This is a genomic window from Pseudomonas solani (genome assembly GCF_026072635.1).
Lineage (GTDB): Bacteria > Pseudomonadota > Gammaproteobacteria > Pseudomonadales > Pseudomonadaceae > Metapseudomonas > Metapseudomonas solani.
Window position 1 is genome coordinate 5,186,029 of sequence record NZ_AP023081.1, and the last position, 19,338, is coordinate 5,205,366.

Below are 19,338 nucleotides of genomic sequence, written 5' to 3' on the forward strand. Positions count from 1 at the left end.
GGACTGTGTTTTCCTGGCGCTTGCTATTTGACGGCGATGAATCAAGCTAGGTCTTGTGAGGCTGTCTTGATAATGTATCTGCCTTTCTACAATCCAGCCGCCCAGGCGGTCTGCGATGCACTGCGAGGTGTCGCTTGATTAGGGTACTGGTGGTCGATGACCACGATCTGGTTCGTACAGGTATAACGCGCATGCTGGCCGATATAGACGGCCTGCAGGTGATCGGGCAGGCCGACAGCGGCGAAGAGGCGCTCAAGAAGGCGCGCGAGCTCAAGCCGGATGTCGTGCTCATGGACGTGAAGATGCCGGGCATCGGCGGCTTGGAGGCGACCCGCAAGCTGTTGCGCAGCCATCCGGACGTCAAGGTTGTGGCCGTTACCGTCTGCGAGGAAGACCCGTTCCCCACGCGTTTGCTGCAGGCCGGTGCTGCCGGTTACCTGACGAAGGGCGCTGCATTGGAAGAGATGGTCCAGGCCATTCGCCAGGTGTTCGGTGGGCAGCGTTATATCAGCCCGCAGATCGCTCAGCAGTTGGCGCTGAAATCCTTTCAGCCGCAAACCAGTGGCTCGCCCTTCGACCTGCTCTCTGAGCGCGAGATCCAGATCGCCCTGATGATCGCCAACTGCCAGAAGGTGCAGACCATCTCCGACAAGCTGTGCCTGTCGCCAAAGACCGTGAACACCTACCGGTACCGGATCTTCGACAAGCTCTCCATTTCCAGTGACGTCGAGCTGGCCCTCCTGGCCGTGCGCCACGGCATGGTGGACGCCGTCAGCTAAGATGCCCGACATTTTTGACGCAACTGATTTCCTTGCCGCCTGCAGCGGGCGCCCGGGTGTTTACCGGATGTTCGAAGAGGGCGGCAAGCTCCTCTATGTGGGCAAGGCCAAGAACCTCAAGAAGCGCCTCGCCAGCTACTTCCGCAAGACCGGGCTGGCACCTAAGACCGCCGCTCTGGTGGCGAAGATCGCGCAGATTGAAACCACCATCACCGCCAACGAGACCGAGGCGCTGCTGCTCGAGCAGACCCTGATCAAGGAGTGGCGCCCGCCGTACAACATCCTGTTGCGCGACGACAAATCCTATCCCTACGTGCACCTGTCCGATGGCCCGTATCCGCGCCTGAGCATCCACCGTGGTGCGAAGAAGCGGAAGGGGCGATATTTCGGGCCCTATCCAAGCGCCGGGGCCATTCGCGAGAGTCTCGCCTTGCTGCAGAAGGCCTTTCTCGTGCGCCAGTGTGAGGACAGCTACTTCCGCAATCGCACCAGGCCCTGCCTGCAATACCAGATCAAGCGTTGCAAGGGGCCGTGCGTGGATTTGGTCGAGCCGGCCGAGTACGCCGAGGACGTGCGGCATTCGGTGATGTTCCTCGAGGGGCGTAGCAATGCGCTGGCCGAGGAGCTGTCCAGCAGCATGGAGCAGGCCTCGATGCGGCTGGAGTTCGAGCGAGCCGCCGAGCTGCGCGATCAGGTCGCCATTCTGCGTCGCGTCCAGGATCAGCAGAGCATCGAGGGCGGTACCGGGGATGTGGATGTGGTCGCTGCCATCGTCAACCCGGGCGGTGCCTGTGTGCACATGATCAGCGTGCGCGGCGGGCGAGTGCTTGGCAGCAAGAACTTCTTCCCCCAGGTCGCTATTGAGGAGGAGGTGGGTGATGTACTGGTGGCCTTCATCGCCCAGTACTACCTGAGCAACATGGAGCGCGACCTGCCCCAGGAGCTCATCGTCAATACCGTGCATGAGGACTTCCCCACGCTGATCCAGGCCATCGCCGAACTGCGTGGGCGGGAGCTGAGCATCAGCCATCGGGTACGGACCAACCGCGCCCGCTGGCAGCAACTGGCCGTCACCAACGCCGAGCAGGCCCTGGCTGCGCGCCTCGCCAATCGTCAGCACATGGCTGACAAGTTCGAAGCACTGGCCGAGGTGCTGGACCTGGACGAACCGCCGCAACGGCTGGAGTGCTATGACATCAGCCACTCCAGTGGTGAGGCGACCGTTGCCTCTTGCGTGGTCTTTGGGCCGGAAGGCGCGCTGAAGTCGGACTACCGCCGTTACAACATCGAAGGCGTCACCGCTGGCGACGACTATGCCGCCATGCACCAGGCGCTGACCCGCCGTTTCAGCAAGCTCAAGGAAGGTGAGGGCAAGCTCCCCGACATCCTGCTGGTGGACGGCGGCAAGGGCCAGATGGCGATGGCGCAGGAAGTGCTCCAGGAGCTGGCTGTGCCCGAGCTCATCCTTCTGGGTGTCGCCAAGGGTGTGACCCGCAAGCCTGGCTTCGAGACCCTTTACCTGAACGATGCGGCCCATGAGTTCACCTTGCCGGCGGACTCGCCCGCGTTGCACCTGATCCAGCAGATCCGCGATGAAGCCCACCGTTTTGCTATCACGGGCCATCGCGCGCGTCGTGGCAAGGCTCGGCGGACTTCCAGCCTGGAAGAGGTGGCGGGCGTGGGGCCAAAGCGTCGGCGCGAGCTGCTCAAGCACTTCGGTGGGCTGCAGGAACTGTCCCGCGCCAGCATCGAGGAAATCGCCAAGGCGCCTGGTATCAGCAAAAAGCTCGCAGAGTCGATTTATGCAGCCCTGCACAGCGAGTAGAATGCCCGCTCATTTCCGGTTCAGCTGTCACGATGAATATTCCTAATCTCCTCACCGTTCTGCGCGTTCTGCTGATTCCCGTCTTCATCCTGCTCTTCTATATGCCGTTTTCCTGGAGCTACCTGGCAGCCAGTGCGGTGTTCGCTGTTGCAGCGGTGACCGACTGGTTCGATGGCTACCTGGCCCGGCGCTGGGAGCAGAGCACCCCCTTCGGCGCCTTCCTCGACCCCGTAGCCGACAAGCTGATGGTCGCCGTGGCGCTGGTACTGCTGGTGGAGGAGCATCACAACCTGTGGCTGAGCCTGCCGGCCGCCATCATCATCGGCCGCGAGATCGTCGTCTCCGCGCTGCGCGAATGGATGGCCGAGATCGGCGCCCGCGCCCATGTGGCGGTATCCAATCTCGGTAAATGGAAGACTGCCGCGCAGATGCTGGCACTGGTGATCCTGCTGGCCAACCCGCCGCATTTCACCTTCTGGGTGCTGGTGGGCTATGTGCTGCTGATCATCGCTGCCGGCCTGACCTTGTGGTCGATGCTGCACTACCTGCTGGCCGCCTGGCCGCATCTCAGTACCGAGCCGAAAAAGAAATAAACTTTTTTGAATCAAGGGGTTGACGGGCGCTTATGAATCTATAGAATGGCGCCCGTCACCAAGACAAAGCGGGAATAGCTCAGTTGGTAGAGCACGACCTTGCCAAGGTCGGGGTCGCGAGTTCGAGTCTCGTTTCCCGCTCCAGATTGTCACGATAGACGCCGCCCCAAGCGGCGTCTTCGTTTGAGGCCGGATGGCAGAGTGGTCATGCAGCGGATTGCAAATCCGTGTACGCCGGTTCGATTCCGACTCTGGCCTCCAATACAAAGCCCCGCAGGCTCACGCCTGTGGGGCTTTTTCTTTTATGCGTTGTTCTTTGTTTGAGCGCGCAGGGTGGGTGACTTTGGGTGAGCCCGAGATCGCCGATCTGCATGCTTTAAGGTTTTCGGCGGGGTATTTTCGTCGGCTTGCGTGGGGAGGAGTGGCTGTATATAGTCCTGCCCTCGCGAAAGGGAGGGCACTCTTCCCATCGCTCAGCGCTACCGCCCGAATGGCGAAATCGGTAGACGCAAGGGACTTAAAATCCCTCGCTGGTAACAGCGTGCCGGTTCGACCCCGGCTTCGGGCACCATACGAATCAAGGGCTTGCGTGCATCATGTGCGCAGGCCCTTGTCGTTTCTTGTTCCGCAATTCCAGGGTTGTTGCGCAGTTCAGCGCGTCGAGACGACGACGCGGTAGCCGGGCACTCAGCCCTATCTGGGTATTCCGCAAGTGAAAAGCCCTGCGCCTGGATGAGGCCGCAGGGCATTCAATGCTATGCGGCGCCGCGTGCTGCCTTGGCTGGTCTGTAAAGGTCTTCGAAGACGTGCCCGGGCATCCAGGTTTCGTATTGTGCGGGGGTGTCGATGTTCCGCACTACGAGGTAGCCGGCGAAGATGCGGTCAGCGCTGGGCGGATGCTTCATGTTGTTGGATTTTGCGAGTTTCTGGTGGCGGTGGCCGTATTCGCGATTCGACAGCTCGCAAGCCCGGACTATCAAGTGGCCAGCCACTGGCGCGCCCTTGAACGCTTCGAAAATCGGCATATCACTAACCTGGATGTACGCCCGATTGAGGTCGTATGACATGGCGATGCCCTCCATGGAGTAAATGTTCAGGGAGCGTAGAAGTGACCTGGCCTCAACGCAAAGAACCTTCGATCGGTTCGACGAGATACCCCTGACTGCGTTCATAGGTTGGCTGGACCGCATTGCTGCAGCCGGGAAAGGGCGCACGCGCCCTCGTTCTACGGGTGAAAGGACCGGCTCAAGCCGTCAGCTTGGGGTGCGGCACGCCAGCCTGGATGCGTTCGTAGACTTCCTTGCGATGCACGGCAACGTTCTTCGGCGCGACGATGCCGAACTTCACCTGATGCCCGTGGATGCTGATCACTTCCACCGTGATGCCGCCTTCTATGACGAAGCGTTCGCCGACCGAATTGATGAACAGCTGCATGACGGATCTCCCATAGGGTTGTCGTGGGGCACTCCGGCAGCGCTTCCGGAAATCGGCATGACGTCCCGACTGACATGGATTGCAGCTACCTGATCTCCTGACCTATCGCCTTGTTTCGAAGTTCCATCCTTCTGGATGCGTGGTTGTGTGCCTGCCTCTTCCGTACGAAGGATAGGGGCGGTTCCGCTTGTCCGATTTACCCGCCGGGTTTGAACCCCTGCGCGGGCGGGCTGCTCAAATTTGAAATTTTTCTTGCAGTACCGGGCTCCGCGCATGTGTCGCCATGCTTTTCAGCTAGCCTGAGTGCTGCCTGAAGGAGTCAGGTTCAAGAGGTGAATGAATGGAATCCAAGGAACAGCAGTTGGTTCGCCTGCTCAGTCTCACTACCCGCAGTCTCACCCACCTCACCGCCGCGATGACCGAAATGTCGTTCGAGATGATGCGCAGCGACGACCAGGCCATCAAACAGGCCGGGCAGCGCATGATCGACCACCTGGCGGCCATCGGCGCCGGCCTCGATCAGCACTGGGAAACCCTCGGCACCTACGCCGGCGAGCCTGTGGTCCATGAGTCCACCGAAACCCTGGTCGAGGTCGAGCTCAACCTTCCCGCCGACGGACGCTGAGCGCCATCACGGCGCGGTCATCCCGCTGTCACCGTTCTGCCACCGGAGTCCGCTGCAATCCCTGTATCCATACAGGGAGGATGAGCCATGCAGCTTTGCGTCGTCGGTGCGGGTTACGTGGGGCTGGTGGCGGCGGCCTGTTTCGCCGAGATGGGCAATCGGGTCGTCTGCGTCGAGCGCGATCCCTGGCGCCTTGCGCGCCTGCAGCGTGGCGAGCCGACGATCTACGAGCCCGGCCTGGAAACCATGCTGAAGATGCACCTCGCCAGCGGCCAGTTGAGCTTCAGTGCGCAGCTGGAGGAGAGCGTCGACCGGGCGGAGATCATCTTCATCGCCGTCGGTACCCCCAGCGGCGAGGACGGCTCTGCCGACCTTTCCCACGTGCTGGCGGTGGCCGATCAGTTGGGCACCCTGCTGCGACGTCCCTGCCTGGTGGTGAACAAGTCCACGGTGCCGGTGGGTACGGCGGAGCGGGTAGCGGATCGCATCCACATGGCGCTCGCCAGGCGTGACCTGGCATTCACCGTGCCAGTGGCGAGCAACCCCGAATTCCTCAAGGAAGGTTCAGCGATCGACGACTTCATGCGGCCGGACCGCATCATCATCGGCTGTGACGACCCGGCCTCCGGCGAATTGCTGCGCCGCCTCTACGCGCCGTTCTCGCGCAACCATGACCGGGTGCTGCTGATGGCCACCCGTGCCGCCGAATTCAGCAAGTACGCTGCCAACGCCTTCCTCGCCACGCGCATCTCCTTCATGAACGAGATGGCCGGCCTCTGCGCGCGCCTGGGTGTCGATGTGGAGGAGGTGCGCCGCGGCATCGGCAGTGACCGGCGCATCGGCACCCACTTCATCTATGCCGGCTGCGGCTACGGTGGCTCGTGCTTCCCCAAGGATGTGCGCGCGCTGATCCACTGTGCCGAGCAGGAAGGCATCGAGCCCGGCATCCTGCGGGCGGTCGAGGCGCGCAACGCGCTGCAGAAGACCCTGCTGTTCCAGTCCGTGCGCGAGCACTTCAATGGTTTCGTGCGGGGGCGCACCGTTGCGGTATGGGGCCTTGCCTTCAAACCCGGTACCGATGACCTGCGCGAGGCGCCGAGCCTGGTGCTGCTGGATGCGCTGCTCGCTGCGGGCGCGCGCGTTCGCGCCTGTGACCCCGTGGCGGTACCGGCGGTGGCGGCGCGCTACCCGGAGCAGCTCGCCAGCGGGCAGCTACACTTGAGCGACTCGCCGTACCAGGCGGTGGAAAATGCCGACGCCCTGGTGCTGGTGACCGAATGGAAGCAGTTTCGCCAGCCGAACTTCGAGCGGATTCGCGGTCTGATGAAAATGCCGGTCATCTTCGATGGCAGGAATCTCTATGACCCGGCGCAACTGGCCGATCTGGGGTTTCTTTATCGCGGCATCGGACGCCCAGCAGCTGGGCATTGTAAGGCGACTGCGGCCTGATTAGACTGCGCGGCAGTTTGCCCAACACCCCACCTTTTCAAGGTTAAACATGATCAAGAAATGCCTGTTCCCGGCCGCTGGTTACGGTACCCGTTTTCTGCCAGCCACCAAGGCCATGCCCAAGGAAATGCTGCCAGTGGTGAACAAGCCACTGATCCAGTACGGCGTTGAAGAGGCCCTCGACGCAGGCCTCAGCGAGATCTCCATCGTCACCGGCCGCGGCAAGCGCGCCCTGGAAGACCACTTCGACATCAGCTACGAGCTGGAGCACCAGATCAAGGGCACCGACAAGGAGAAATACCTGGTCGGCATCCGCCGCCTGATCGACCAGTGCAGCTTCTCCTACACCCGCCAGGTGGAAATGAAAGGCCTCGGCCACGCCATCCTCAGCGGCCGCCCGCTGATCGGCGACGAGCCCTTCGCCGTGGTCCTGGCGGACGACCTCTGCCTGAACCTCGAAGGCGACGGCGTGCTGACCCAGATGGTCAAGCTGTACAACCAGTTCCGCTGCTCCATCGTCGCCATCCAGGAAGTACCGCCGGAAGAGACCTCCAAGTACGGCGTGATCGCGGGCGAGATGATCCGTGACGACATCTACCGCGTGAACAGCATGGTCGAGAAGCCCAAGCCGGAAGACGCCCCGTCCAACCTGGCGATCATCGGCCGCTACATCCTGACCCCGGACATCTTCAAGCTGATCGAAGAAACCGAGCCGGGCAAGGGTGGCGAGATCCAGATCACCGACGCCCTGATGAAGCAGGCCCAGGACGGTTGCGTGCTGGCGTACAAGTTCAAGGGCAAGCGTTTCGACTGCGGTGGCGCCGAAGGCTACATCGACGCGACCAACTACTGCTTCGAAAACCTCTACAAGACCGGCAAGGCCTACTGATCAGGCCCCGCCAGTACTAGCCAAGGCCGCCTCCGGGCGGCCTTGTCGTTTCCGGCATCCTCCCGTAGCCCGGGCTTCAGCCCGGGAGGTCGTGCTCAGGGAATCACCATCCCCTCCGAGCCCGGCCCCAATGGCTGCCCGTAGCTGAACTCCACGTAGTTGCCCGCCGGGTCCCGCAGCCCGCAGTAGTAGCCCACCGGGTAGGGCTCGTCCCGTGGCGCCCACACCAGGTAGCCCTCGGCCCGGGCGCGGGCGGCTATCGCGTCCACCGCCTCGCGGCTTTCCAGGGCGAAGCCGAAGTGACTGTAGTCGTCCGGCGCCAGGTCGCGCGGTCGGCCGCCGGGCATGATCACGAAGATGAAGCGGTGCTCCTCCCCGGGCTCGGCCATCCAGACGATCCGCGAGCCCTTGCCGGCGCGCTCGTGGATCACCCGCATGCCACAGAACCGTTCATAGAAGTGGATGCACGGCTCCAGGTCGGGAACGTGCAGGGCGAGATGGGTGAGGGCAGGGCGCATGACGATTCCTCCTTCGCTGGCTCAAGCATAGGCCCGGCAACTGGTCAGCGGCGCCCGTTCAGGTATGCTGGCCGCCTGTTTCTGGAGACCCTGCCATGGCCTACGATTTCGACCTCTTCGTCATAGGAGCCGGTTCCGCCGGTGTACGTGCCTCGCGCTTCGCCGCCGGTTTCGGTGCCCGCGTCGCGGTAGCGGAAAGCCGCTACCTGGGCGGCACCTGCGTCAACGTCGGTTGCGTGCCAAAAAAGATGCTGGTGTACGGCGCCCACTTCTCCGAAGACTTCGAGCAGGCCCAGGGTTACGGCTGGAACCTGGGCGAGGCGGGCTTCGACTGGCCCACCCTGATCGCCAACAAGAACCGCGAGATCCAGCGCCTCAACGGCATCTACCGCAACCTGCTGGTCAACAGTGGCGTCACCTTGCTGGAGGGCCATGCGCGCCTGGTGGATGCCCACACCGTGCAGGTCGGCGAGCAGCGCTTCAGCGCCGAGCACATCCTCGTCGCCACCGGTGGCTGGCCGCAGATTCCTGATCTGCCGGGCCGCGAGCACGCCATCAGCTCCAACGAAGCCTTCTTCCTCGAAAAACTGCCCCAGCGCGTGCTGGTGGTGGGCGGCGGCTATATCGCCGTCGAGTTCGCCTCGATCTTCCACGGCCTGGGCGCCAAGACCACGCTGCTCTACCGCAAGGACCTGTTCCTGCGCGGCTTCGACGGCGCCGTGCGCACCCACCTGCGTGACGAGTTGAGTCGCAAGGGGCTCGACCTGCAGTTCAATGCCGACATTGCCCGCATCGACAAGCAGGCCGACGGCAGCCTGCTCGCCACCCTCAAGGATGGCCGCACCCTCGAGGCCGATTGCGTGTTCTACGCCACCGGCCGCCGCCCGATGCTGGACGACCTAGGCCTGGAGAACACCGGCGTCGAGCTGGACGACCGTGGCTTCATCAAGGTGGACGACGAATACCGCACCACCGAACCCTCCATCCTCGCCCTGGGCGACGTCATCGGCCGCGTGCAGCTGACCCCGGTCGCACTCGCCGAAGGCATGGCCGTCGCCCGCCGCCTGTTCAAGCCCGCCGAATACCGCCCGGTGGATTACGACCACATCCCCACTGCTGTCTTCAGCCTGCCCAATATCGGCACCGTCGGCCTCAGCGAGGAAGACGCCCGCGCGCGCGGCCACAAGGTCAAGGTCTTCGAGAGCCGCTTCCGCCCCATGAAGCTGACCCTCACCGAGAACCAGGAACGCACCCTGATGAAGCTGGTGGTCGACGCCGAAAGCGACCGCGTGCTCGGCTGCCACATGGTCGGGCCCGAGGCGGGCGAGATCGTCCAGGGTCTGGCCGTGGCGCTCAAGGCCGGCGCCACCAAGCGCATCTTCGACGAGACCATCGGCGTGCACCCCACCGCCGCCGAGGAGTTCGTCACCATGCGTACCCCCGTGGGGAGCTGACGCGGACATGGCCCAGCTCTTCTACCTGGCGGACCTGTTCGGCGTTGCCGTTTTCGCCATCACCGGCGCGCTGATGGCCGGGCGCAAGTCCATGGATCTGTTCGGCGTGCTGGTGATCGCCATCATCACCGCGCTGGGCGGCGGCACCCTGCGGGACGTCATCCTCGGCAACCACCCGGTGAGCTGGATACGCGACGACACCTACATCCTCGTCGCCTCCCTGGCTGCCGTGGGCACCGTGCTCTGGGTGCGGCTGACCCGGCCGATCAACGAAACCGGCCTGCTGGTGGCAGACGCCTTCGGCCTGGCGGTGTTCACCGTCTACGGCACCGAGGTGGCCCTGCAGCACCAGGTGCCGTTCAGTACCGCCATCATCATGGGGGTTATCACCGGCGTTGCCGGCGGCGTGATGCGTGACGTCATCTGCAACGAGATCCCGCTGATCTTCCAGAAGGAGATCTACGCCATCGCCTGTGTCGCCGGCTCCCTGGTGTTCATCGGCATGCTTCACCTCGGGCTGCCCCGTTGGCTGGACACCGGCGTCGCCATGCTGGTGGTGCTCGGCACGCGCCTGGCGGCGATCCGTTGGGGGCTCTCGCTGCCACGCTTCCACCTGCTGGACCGCGACTGACCTCGCGCCCAGCCGCTACCTGGATTGAGTCGTCGCGGGCCGTTCGGCCCGCACCTCGATCGTCATCTCGCCACCCCGGGCGAAGCGCAGCGTCAGCGGAAAGCGCTCGCCATCCTTCAGTGCGCCCTTGAGGCCTACCAGGGTCAGGTGGCTGCCCGTCGGCGCCAGCTTCAGCACGCCACCGGGCGGCACGCCGAAGGACGCCAGCGTCATCACCCGTCGCGCCTCGCCGATGCGCACCGTCGTCTGCAAATCCACCCGCCAGGCACAGGGCGTGCTGGCGCCCACCAGCCGATCACCCTGGGCGCCGGTATCGGTGATAGCCAGGGAAACCACGGCGGCGGTGGCATCCCAGTCGGACGGCTGCGCCCGCGCCTCGCCAAGCGACAGCTCGCCCGCCTGGCTGGTGGTGCAGGCCAGCAGCGTCAGCAGGAGCAGCGCGTGGCGTTTCCAGGGCAGTGAACGAAAGGGAAGAGGGTGCATCAGCAGAGTCCGGCAGGCGGTGGTGGCTGCGCACGATACCACCGCCATGCCCTGAGGCCTCAGGGCGTCGCCGGCAGGGCGACTTCCGAGAACGGTACCGGCATCACCACGGGGGTGCCTTCAGGCAATGCGGCGCGGGTGCGCTCGACCATGCCCTGTTCGTCCAGCAGGCGGATGGTCTGCGGCCGCTGCGGGTCGTTGCCGAAGAAGTCCTCCCAGTGGCCGAGCACCACCAGGCGCGGGCGGCTGACTTTGAGCAGGGCGTCGGGGTAATGCTGCACCTGGTTCCAGGAGCCGACGCAAAGAATCTCCACGTCGATGGCCTTGCCGTCTTCGAGTATCGGCGGGAAGCCATAGGGCGGGGTGCTGGCGGAATCCTGATAGTGGATGCGGTACACGGGCTTCCCGGCTTCATCCAGCAGGTCCACCAGCCAGGCCAGGGTCTGGCCTTCCTTCCAGTTCCACACCGCGGTCGGCAGTTCCTTCAGGTCCTGGTCGTAGCTACCGCGCAGGAAAGTTATCCCGGCGAAATGCGGGGCGTGCATGCTCTGGATCGGCATGGCGCGGAAGCGTCGGTCCCTGGAGTAGAGCCAGGTTCCCGGCTGCGCGGCAGGTCCGGTTTCCCCGGCTTCCTTGACGTTGGCCATGGCCGGCTCGGCGTTGACGATGCGTTCCGCCGGCAGCACCGCCCGGAGGATGTGCCCGGCGGTGGCCGAACCGTAGGCGATGGCGTTCGGCGCCTGCTTCTGCATCACCCGGGGCACGTCCAGCAGGTGGTCGTAATGCGCATGGCCGATCAGCAGCATGCTGACGTCATCGGCGGGCGGCATGCGCGCATCGATGGTCGCCTCGTCGGCCTTCACCCGCAGCGGTGGCAGGCCCAGGAAGGACGGGTTGCTGAAGGACGGGGCGATCAGCAGCCCCTCGCCGCGCCAGTGCATCAGGTAGCCGCCCACGCCCAGGTACTGCAGCTTCGGCGGCGAGGCATTGCGCTCGGTGGTCAGCGGCAGGCCGACCGGGTCGCGGGCGCAGCCGGCCAGTGCAAGCAGGAGCAACAGGGCGTATCGGGGCATGCTGATTCCTCCAGTGGGCGCGCGAGTATGGAGTCTCGCCGCTGTGCTTTCACCTGCCATAAGGAGGGCGCTACGCGGGTGCGACCCTATCGGCGATTGGCGAATGCCGGGAAAACCGCGACACTGCATGCTTTCCAAGCGCTTCGCTTCACCCAGGGAGAGATAGAAATGCCCAGATTGCCGCTCATTTTCGCCTTGCTGGCCTGCGCGGGTATCGCCCAGGCGGAAATCCGCACCCAGGAGATCCCCTACAAGGCCGCCGACGGCACGGCGCTGGTGGGTTACTACGCCTACGACGACGCCATCGAGGGCAAGCGCCCTGGCGTGGTGGTGGTGCACGAGTGGTGGGGCCTGAACGACTACGCCAAGCGCCGCGCCCGTGACCTCGCCGAACTGGGCTACAGCGCCCTGGCCATCGACATGTACGGCGAAGGCAAGAACACCGAGCACCCGGCCGACGCGCTGGCCTTCATGCAGGCCGCCCTGAAGGACGCCCCCGCCGCCAAGGCGCGCTTCCTCGCCGGGCTCGACCTGCTGAAAAAGCAGCCGCAGACCGATGCCACCAAGCTCGCCGCCATCGGCTACTGCTTCGGCGGCAAGGTGGTGCTGGACGCCGCGCGCCAAGGCGTGCCCCTGGCCGGCGTGGTCAGCTTCCACGGCGCCCTGGCCACCGCCACCCCGGCCACCAAGGGCAGCGTCAAGGCCAAGGTGCTGGTGGAGCACGGCGGCCAGGACAGCATGGTCACCAAGGCCGACGTCGCCGCCTTCAAGGAGGAGATGGACAAGGCCGAGGCCGACTACCGCTTCGTCCTCCAGGCCAAGGCCAAGCACGGCTTCACCAACCCGGATGCGGATCGCCTCAGCCACGCCGGCCACGGCAGCGAGAAGGGCCCGGATATCGGCTACAGCCAGGTCGCCGATGAAAACTCCTGGGCCGACATGCAAAGCTTCTTCAAGGACCTCTTCCCCCGCTGATACCGGGTTTGCGCCGCCCTCAGCGTGACGGGCGGCGCAGGCGCGGCGTATGGCCCTGGTTGTCGTTGCGCTGGCCGGTGCGGCCCTGTTCGCGGCGCGCTTCCTCTATCAGTGCCTCGTGATCGGCGACTTCCGCCGGTGTCTGTTGCGGGTCGTTCAGGTTGTTGCGCTTGCGCTCTGTCATCGAAGCCTCCTCGCCATGATCTCTGTGCAGCCCGTGAACCCGTCGCGGGTGTATTGGTCATGGCGGTGGAGTACAAGGGGCTGGGTCGGGTTCAACCTATGCTTTGACGGGGCCCTGGTTGGGCGCACCTTCGCCCCGGCCACCGGTCCAAAGCAGGACCTGCACGCCGAATCTGCTTAATGTTGTTCTAATAACAAAATAGCGCTTATGAAATGGCGTGATTCCGTGATTCTGAGTTATCTTGATGCGATTAAAACAAGATATCGCCTGGAGCCGCTGATATGCATCCCCGCATTATCGAAGTAACCGAACGCCTTATCGCCCGCAGCCGCCCCACCCGCGAGCGCTACCTGGCGATGATCCGCGAGGCCGCCAGCAAGGGCCCGCAGCGCGGCAAGCTGCAGTGCGCCAACTTCGCCCACGGCGTGGCCGGCTGCGGTGGCGAGGACAAGCAGCGCCTGCGCCTGATGGACGCCGCCAACGTCGCCATCGTGACCGCCTACAACGACATACTCTCCGCTCACCAGCCCTACGAGCACTACCCCGAGCGCATCAAGCAGGCGCTGCGGGAGATCGGCTCCGTGGGCCAGGTCGCCGGCGGGGTGCCGGCCATGTGCGACGGCGTCACCCAGGGTGAGCCGGGCATGGAGCTGGGCATCGCCAGCCGCGAAGTCATCGCCATGTCCACCGCCGTGGCGCTGTCGCACAACATGTTCGACGCGGCGGTGTTCCTCGGCATCTGCGACAAGATCGTCCCCGGCCTGATGATGGGCGCGCTGCGCTTCGGCCACCTGCCCACGCTGTTCATCCCCGCCGGGCCCATGCCCTCGGGGCTGTCGAACAAGGAAAAGGCCGACGTCCGCCAGCGCTACGCCGAAGGCAAGGCCACCCGCGACGAGCTGTTGGAGTCGGAGATGGCGGCCTACCACGCCCCCGGCACCTGCACCTTCTACGGCACCGCCAACACCAACCAGATGCTGATGGAGATGATGGGCCTGCACCTGCCCGGCGCCTCCTTCGTCAACCCCGGCACGCCGCTGCGCGACGCCCTCACCGAAGAGGCGGCGCGCCAGGTCACCCGGCTGACCCAGCAGGCCGGCGGCTTCATGCCCATCGGCGAGCTGATGGACGAACGCGTGCTGGTCAACTCCATCGTCGCCCTGCACGCCACCGGTGGCTCCACCAACCACACCCTGCACATGCCCGCCATCGCCCAGGCCGCCGGCATCCAGCTCACCTGGCAAGACATGGCCGACCTCTCCGAAGTGGTGCCGACCCTGGCCCACGTCTATCCGAACGGCAAGGCCGACATCAACCACTTCCACGCGGCGGGCGGCGTCGCCTTCCTGGTGCGCGAGCTGCTCGATGCCGGGTTGATGCACGAAGACGTCAACACAGTTGCCGGCCCGGGCCTGCGCCGTTACACCCAGGAGCCCTTCCTCGAAGACGGCCGCATCGCCTGGCGCGACGGCCCGGCGGCGAGCCTGGACGAAAACATCCTGCGCCCCGTCTCCAATCCGTTCTCGCCGGAAGGCGGGCTGCGGGTGATGGAGGGCAACCTCGGGCGCGGGGTGATGAAGGTGTCCGCCGTCGCGCCGCAGCACCAGGTGGTGGAGGCGCCAGCGCGGGTCTTCCATGACCAGCAGGCCCTCGCCGATGCCTTCGCTGCGGGCGAGCTGGAGCGCGACATGGTGGCGGTGATGCGCTTCCAGGGCCCGCGCTGCAACGGCATGCCCGAACTGCACAAGATGACTCCCTTCCTCGGTGTGCTGCAGGACCGCGGCTTCAAGGTGGCGCTGGTCACCGACGGGCGCATGTCCGGTGCCTCCGGCAAGATCCCGGCGGCCATTCATGTGTGCCCCGAGGCATACGACGGAGGTCCACTGGCGCGCGTGCGCGACGGTGACATCATCCGTGTCGATGGCCAGGCCGGAACCCTGCGGGTGCTGGTGGATGCCGACGCGTTCGCCGCCCGCGAGCTCGCGCCGATCCAGCACAACGCCGAGATCGGCTGTGGCCGGGAGATGTTCGCCTTCATGCGCGCCGCGTTCAGCACGGCGGAGCAGGGGGCGAGCGCCTTTACATCCAGCCTGGAGAGCCTGAAGTGACCTTGGCGCTGGTCGGCGATATCGGAGGTACCAACGCACGTTTCGCCCTGTGGCGTGACGAGCGGCTGGAGTCGGTCAAGGTCCTGGCGACGGTGGATTTCGCCACCCCGGAACTGGCCATCGAACACTACCTGGCGGGCCTCGGCCTGGCGCCGGGTGCCATCGCCGCCGTCTGCCTGGCCTGCGCCGGGCCGGTGGGGGGCGAGGATTTCCGCTTCACCAACAACCACTGGCGCCTCAATCGCCGCAGCTTCTGCGCAACGCTCAAGGTCGAGCGGCTGCTGCTGATCAACGACTTCTCCGCCATGGCCCTGGGCATGACCCGCCTGCAGCCCGGCGAGCGCATGACCATCTGCGCGGGCGAGGCCGATGCCGAGCGCCCGGCCGTGGTCATCGGTGCCGGCACCGGGCTCGGCGTCGGCACCCTGCTACCCCTGGGCGAAGGGCGCTGGGCGGCGTTGCCAGGGGAGGGCGGCCATGTCGACCTGCCCATCGGCAGTGCCCGCGAGGCCGAACTGTGGCGCCACCTGCACGAGCGCCAGGGCCATGTCAGTGCCGAGAACATCCTCAGTGGCGGTGGCCTGTTGCAGCTCTACCGCGCCAGCTGCGCCCTCGATGGCGTCGAGCCGCACCTGGACAGCCCTGCAGCCATCACCACGGCGGCCCTGGCCGGGGATAGCGAGGCGAGGGCGGTGCTGGAGCAGTTCTGCGTCTGGCTCGGCCGCGTCGCGGGCAACAACGTGCTGACCCTCGGCGCCCGAGGCGGGGTCTATGTGGTCGGTGGCGTGGTGCCGCGCTTCGCCGAGTTCTTCAAGGCCAGTGGCTTCGCCGCTGCCTTCGCCAGCAAGGGCTGCATGAGCGACTACTTCAGCGGCGTGCCGGTGTGGCTGGTGACCGCCGAATACCCGGGCCTGGAAGGCGCGGGCGTGGCCTTGCAGCAAGCGTTGCAGCCCTGAGGCGCAAATACGGGAAACGGACGCATTGCACGTTCCCGGCACGGCGCCTGATGTAGGGTGGACCACGCTTCACCGGTCCACCGATGGTTATGCACCGACGCCGACAGGTGGATGAAAAGAGCGTCATCCACCCTACGCCAACGCCCTGCATCCAAATGGACATGACCCATAACAACAAAGGAAGGCCCACGTGAGCCAAGCCGGTAAAACCATCCTCCTGGTCGATGACGACGAGGAAATCCGCGACCTGCTGCACACCTACCTGAGCCGCGCCGGCTTCCAGGTGCGCACCGTGGGCGACGGCGCCGCCTTCCGCCAGGCCATGGGCGAGGTGGCTGCCGACCTGGTCATCCTCGACGTGATGCTGCCCGACGAAGACGGCTTCAGCCTGTGCCGCTGGGTGCGCCAGCACCAGCGCCTGGCCCAGGTGCCGATCATCATGCTCACCGCCAGCTCCGACGAAGCCGATCGGGTGATCGGTCTCGAACTGGGCGCCGACGACTACATCGGCAAGCCCTTCAGCCCCCGTGAACTGCAGGCGCGCATCAAGGCGCTGCTGCGCCGCGTCGGCTTCGCCCAGGAACGGGGTGCCGGCGAGGCCCAGGTATTGGCCTTCGATGAGTGGCGGCTGGACATGGTCAGCCACCGCCTGTTCCACATCGACGGCGAGGAGGTGATCCTCTCCGGCGCCGACTTCGCCTTGCTCAAGCTGTTCCTCGACCGCCCGCAGCAGATCCTCGACCGCGACACCATCGCCAACGCCACCCGTGGCCGCGAGGTGATGCCCCTGGAACGCATCGTCGACATGGCCGTGAGCCGCTTGCGCCAGCGCCTGCGGGACACTGGCAAGGCGCCGCGGCTGATCCGCACCGTGCGCGGCTCGGGCTACCTGCTGGCGGCCCAGGTCTCACCCCATGCCTAAGCGCCGCTGGAACCCCATGCCGCGCTCGCTGCTCGGGCGCATGCTGTTCCTCACCTTGCTGGTGGTGCTGATGGCCCAGGCGCTGTCCAGCGTCATCTGGGTCTCGCAGCTGCGCGCCAGCCAGATGGAAGGCCTGCTCACCAGCGCGCGTAGCCTGGCCCACTCCATGGCCGCCAGCGTCGCCTACTTCCGCTCGCTGCCCCTGGGTTACCGGCCGCTGGTGCTGGACCAGCTGCGCAGCATGGGCGGCACGCGCTTCTTCGTCTCCCTCAACGACAAACCGCTGGACATGCAGGTGCTGCCCGCCACGCCGCGCAAGGCCGCGGTGCTCGACGTGGTCGACGACGTGCTGCGCGAGCGCCTGGGCAAGCAGGTGGACCTCTCGGTGCAGTTCGTCAGCCCGGACGACCTGCGCATCTTCAACGGCGAGCTCAAGCTCGACGAGCTGCCGCGCTCCTGGGCCCACTACGCCCTGAGCCTGGAGCCGCTCAACCCGCCGGTGCTGGTGACGCAGATCCAGATCGCCCCCAATGAATGGCTCTACCTCGCCTCGCTGATGCCGGCACCTTACGTCAGCCTCGAAGACCAGGGCCTGCCGGCGCAGCAGCTGTGGTTCATCATCCTCACCAGCAGCTTCCTGCTGCTGTTCATCGGCCTGCTGGTGCACTGGCAGAGCCGACCGCTCAAGCGCCTGGCGGCGGCGGCGCGGGACATGTCCCTGGGCGCCACCGTGGAGCCGCTGGCGGAGGCGGGCGGCAGCGAGGTGGTGGAGGTGAGCCGCGCCTTCAACAGCATGCGCGAGCGCATCAGCCGCTACCTCAGCGAGCGCAGCCAGCTGTTCAGCGCCATCTCCCACGACCTGCGCACCCCCATCACCCGCCTGCGCCTGCGTGTCGAACTGCTGGAGGACGAAGCCCTGCAAGCCAAGTTCGGCCGCGACCTCGACGACCTGGAACTGCTGGTCAAGGGTGCGCTGCAATGTGTGAAGGACACCGACATCCACGAGAACATCGAGCCGGTGGACCTCAACCACCTGCTGCACTGCCTGGTGGACCCCTACCTGGGCAATGGCCGCGTCACCCTGGAAGGCACCGCGCGCCGGCCTTTCCCGGGCAAGCCCCTGGCGTTGCGGCGCTGCATCGGCAACCTGGTGGACAACGCCCTCAAGTACGGCCAGCGCGCCCACCTGCACATCGAGGACGGCCGCGACGCCTTCGTGCTGCACGTGGATGACGAAGGCCCCGGTGTGCCCGAGCAGCGCCTGGAGCAGGTCTTCGAGCCGCACTTCCGTCTCTCCGGCCAGCAGCAGGGCTACGGGCTGGGCCTGGGCATCGCCCGCAACATCGCCCATAGCCATGGCGGCGAGGTCAGCCTGCGCAACCTGCGCGAGGGCGGGCTGCGGGTGACCCTGGAGCTGCCCCGCGTCGCCGACTGAGCACCGCTCGCCACTGCGCATCAGGGCCAGGGCTCCAGCCCCAGCAGGCGGCGCCCGTGTTCGCTGAGCTCGGCACGGGCGAAGTGGCGGCGTTCGTACTCCCTCGGGTCGCCGGGGAAGGGGTCGCCCAGCGGGTGGGTCTGCTCCGCCCAGGTGCGGATGCGCGCCTGGCGCAGGGCCTCGTTGTCGAAATCCGCCGGAAACATCGAGATGTATTGCGCCAGGCGCACGCGATCCTCCGAGCGGTTGGGGCGCACGCCGTGGGCCAGCAGGCTGTTGAAGATCAACAGGTCGCCCTTGTCGAGGCGGATGTTTTCGATGGCGTGCGTGCCGATATCCGGCTTGAAGGGGTTGGCGCCTTCGGGCTGGCGCGACCACCACTGCTCGATCGCTTCGAAGATGCCGGGCACGCACTGGAAGCCACCGACCTCGTCGTCCTGCGGCGCCAGGGACAGCACGCCCTGGGCGGCGATGGGCAGCGGCCGTTGCGACACATCGACGTCGAAGTGGATGAAGCCGTCCTTCTTCCCGGCCGCGCGGGCCGCCTTGTTCGGTGGGTTGAGGTTGGCGCGGTCGATGGCCACCCACAGGTCCTCGCGGTCCCAGATGTCGACGAAGGCGTCGTAGATGCGCCGGTTCTGCCGGGTGTCCCACAGGCTCTGGTGGTTGTAGACCTCCACCATTCCGGTGTTGTTGAGCTCGGTCATGCGGTGTTCGCGCAGTTGCGGGCGATACCAGGTGCTCGGGTCGTGCGGGTCCATCTCCTGGAAGCGCCAGAGCATCGCCACCACCGCGTCGGCCTCGGCGGCACTGACCGCGTTGCGCACGATCACATAGCCCTTGCGGGTCCAGTGCTGCCAGTCGGCCTCGCTCAGCACCCGCAGCGGGCGCCGCTTGTCGATGGCGTGCAGTGGGGTGGTGGCGCTCCCCGCGCCAGGGTGGTTGCCGTGCCCGTCGGTGTAGAGGGTCGCCATGTCGTTCTCCTGCGTTGTTGTTATGGGAACG

At 65.6% G+C, this 19,338-nt stretch carries 20 protein-coding genes and 3 tRNA genes; 16 read left to right on the forward strand and 7 right to left on the reverse strand.

What is annotated here, in order from left to right; genetic code table 11:
• The first annotated feature begins 134 nt into the window (after positions 1-134).
• From gacA to PSm6_RS23765, 6 genes are all read left to right on the forward strand, one after another.
• Positions 135-779, forward strand: a complete 645-nt coding sequence (gene gacA, locus PSm6_RS23740; protein WP_031287554.1) for a response regulator transcription factor GacA — start codon at positions 135-137, stop codon at positions 777-779.
• Between the two features lies 1 nt (position 780).
• On the forward strand, positions 781-2,604 hold the full coding sequence (gene uvrC / locus PSm6_RS23745) for an excinuclease ABC subunit UvrC (RefSeq protein WP_031287553.1): 1,824 nt from the start codon (positions 781-783) through the stop codon (positions 2,602-2,604).
• Positions 2,605-2,636: 32 nt separating this feature from the next.
• Positions 2,637-3,197 carry a CDP-diacylglycerol--glycerol-3-phosphate 3-phosphatidyltransferase gene (gene pgsA, locus PSm6_RS23750; protein ID WP_021218990.1) on the forward strand — a complete coding sequence of 187 codons (561 nt, stop codon included), beginning with the start codon at positions 2,637-2,639 and terminating at the stop codon, positions 3,195-3,197.
• Positions 3,198-3,265: 68 nt separating this feature from the next.
• Positions 3,266-3,341: transfer RNA gene (locus PSm6_RS23755), tRNA-Gly, on the forward strand.
• Between the two features lie 43 nt (positions 3,342-3,384).
• Positions 3,385-3,458 (forward strand) — tRNA-Cys (locus PSm6_RS23760).
• 223 nt (positions 3,459-3,681) lie between these two features.
• Positions 3,682-3,768, forward strand: a tRNA-Leu gene (locus PSm6_RS23765).
• Positions 3,769-3,952: 184 nt separating this feature from the next.
• Here the strand turns inward: PSm6_RS23765 and PSm6_RS23770 are convergent.
• Both PSm6_RS23770 and PSm6_RS23775 read right to left on the reverse strand, forming a co-directional pair.
• Positions 3,953-4,264: a hypothetical protein gene (locus tag PSm6_RS23770; protein WP_184490247.1), complete on the reverse strand. Its 312-nt coding sequence runs from the start codon at positions 4,262-4,264 to the stop codon at positions 3,953-3,955.
• A 178-nt stretch (positions 4,265-4,442) separates the two neighbouring features.
• The gene (locus PSm6_RS23775) at positions 4,443-4,631 is read right to left on the reverse strand and encodes a carbon storage regulator (RefSeq protein WP_021222489.1); all 189 of its coding nucleotides are present in this window, start codon (positions 4,629-4,631) and stop codon (positions 4,443-4,445) included.
• Positions 4,632-4,971: 340 nt separating this feature from the next.
• Between PSm6_RS23775 and plzR the strand changes: the two genes are divergently transcribed.
• The 3 genes from plzR (at position 4,972) to galU (ending at position 7,594) form a co-directional block, all read left to right on the forward strand.
• The gene (gene plzR / locus PSm6_RS23780) at positions 4,972-5,256 is read left to right on the forward strand and encodes a PlzR type 4 pili assembly inhibitor (protein ID WP_021222490.1); all 285 of its coding nucleotides are present in this window, start codon (positions 4,972-4,974) and stop codon (positions 5,254-5,256) included.
• 87 nt (positions 5,257-5,343) lie between these two features.
• Positions 5,344-6,705 (forward strand): UDP-glucose dehydrogenase family protein, encoded by a 1,362-nt coding sequence (locus tag PSm6_RS23785; protein WP_265168413.1) that lies wholly within the window; start codon positions 5,344-5,346, stop codon positions 6,703-6,705.
• A gap of 49 nt (positions 6,706-6,754) precedes the next feature.
• The gene (galU, locus tag PSm6_RS23790) at positions 6,755-7,594 is read left to right on the forward strand and encodes a UTP--glucose-1-phosphate uridylyltransferase GalU (protein ID WP_021222492.1); all 840 of its coding nucleotides are present in this window, start codon (positions 6,755-6,757) and stop codon (positions 7,592-7,594) included.
• Between the two features lie 95 nt (positions 7,595-7,689).
• On the opposite strand, the gene PSm6_RS23795 is transcribed toward galU, so the two are convergent.
• Complete coding sequence (locus PSm6_RS23795) at positions 7,690-8,112, reverse strand: VOC family protein (RefSeq protein ID WP_265168414.1); 423 nt, start codon at positions 8,110-8,112, stop codon at positions 7,690-7,692.
• Positions 8,113-8,207: 95 nt separating this feature from the next.
• On the opposite strand from PSm6_RS23795, the gene gorA reads away from it, so the two are divergent.
• Positions 8,208-9,566, forward strand: a complete 1,359-nt coding sequence (gene gorA, locus PSm6_RS23800) for a glutathione-disulfide reductase (protein ID WP_265168415.1) — start codon at positions 8,208-8,210, stop codon at positions 9,564-9,566.
• A gap of 7 nt (positions 9,567-9,573) precedes the next feature.
• Entirely contained in the window at positions 9,574-10,197 is a 624-nt protein-coding gene (locus tag PSm6_RS23805; RefSeq protein WP_021222495.1) for a trimeric intracellular cation channel family protein, read from the forward strand.
• Positions 10,198-10,212: 15 nt separating this feature from the next.
• Here PSm6_RS23805 and PSm6_RS23810 read toward each other — a convergent pair whose 3' ends face one another.
• Entirely contained in the window at positions 10,213-10,680 is a 468-nt protein-coding gene (locus tag PSm6_RS23810) for a copper chaperone PCu(A)C (RefSeq protein WP_265168416.1), read from the reverse strand.
• 59 nt (positions 10,681-10,739) lie between these two features.
• Positions 10,740-11,753: an MBL fold metallo-hydrolase gene (locus tag PSm6_RS23815; RefSeq protein WP_021222497.1), complete on the reverse strand. Its 1,014-nt coding sequence runs from the start codon at positions 11,751-11,753 to the stop codon at positions 10,740-10,742.
• 168 nt (positions 11,754-11,921) lie between these two features.
• Here PSm6_RS23815 and PSm6_RS23820 point away from each other — a divergent pair, with 168 nt between their 5' ends.
• Positions 11,922-12,728: a dienelactone hydrolase family protein gene (locus PSm6_RS23820; RefSeq protein ID WP_031288956.1), complete on the forward strand. Its 807-nt coding sequence runs from the start codon at positions 11,922-11,924 to the stop codon at positions 12,726-12,728.
• Positions 12,729-12,747: 19 nt separating this feature from the next.
• On the opposite strand, the gene PSm6_RS23825 is transcribed toward PSm6_RS23820, so the two are convergent.
• Positions 12,748-12,912, reverse strand: a complete 165-nt coding sequence (locus PSm6_RS23825; protein ID WP_021222499.1) for a hypothetical protein — start codon at positions 12,910-12,912, stop codon at positions 12,748-12,750.
• 281 nt (positions 12,913-13,193) lie between these two features.
• On the opposite strand from PSm6_RS23825, the gene edd reads away from it, so the two are divergent.
• The 4 genes from edd (at position 13,194) to PSm6_RS23845 (ending at position 18,333) form a co-directional block, all read left to right on the forward strand.
• On the forward strand, positions 13,194-15,020 hold the full coding sequence (gene edd / locus PSm6_RS23830; protein WP_265168417.1) for a phosphogluconate dehydratase: 1,827 nt from the start codon (positions 13,194-13,196) through the stop codon (positions 15,018-15,020).
• Positions 15,017-15,976, forward strand: a complete 960-nt coding sequence (locus PSm6_RS23835) for a glucokinase (protein ID WP_021222501.1) — start codon at positions 15,017-15,019, stop codon at positions 15,974-15,976. Before edd ends, PSm6_RS23835 begins: the two co-directional genes overlap by 4 nt.
• Positions 15,977-16,166: 190 nt before the next feature.
• Positions 16,167-16,898, forward strand: coding sequence for a response regulator (locus PSm6_RS23840; RefSeq protein ID WP_021222502.1), 732 nt, complete (start codon positions 16,167-16,169; stop codon positions 16,896-16,898).
• Positions 16,899-16,914: 16 nt separating this feature from the next.
• Positions 16,915-18,333, forward strand: coding sequence for an ATP-binding protein (locus PSm6_RS23845; RefSeq protein WP_021222503.1), 1,419 nt, complete (start codon positions 16,915-16,917; stop codon positions 18,331-18,333).
• Between the two features lie 20 nt (positions 18,334-18,353).
• Here the strand turns inward: PSm6_RS23845 and PSm6_RS23850 are convergent, their stop codons facing one another.
• The gene (locus PSm6_RS23850) at positions 18,354-19,307 is read right to left on the reverse strand and encodes a phytanoyl-CoA dioxygenase family protein (RefSeq protein WP_265168418.1); all 954 of its coding nucleotides are present in this window, start codon (positions 19,305-19,307) and stop codon (positions 18,354-18,356) included.
• Between the last annotated feature and the right edge of the window lie 31 nt (positions 19,308-19,338).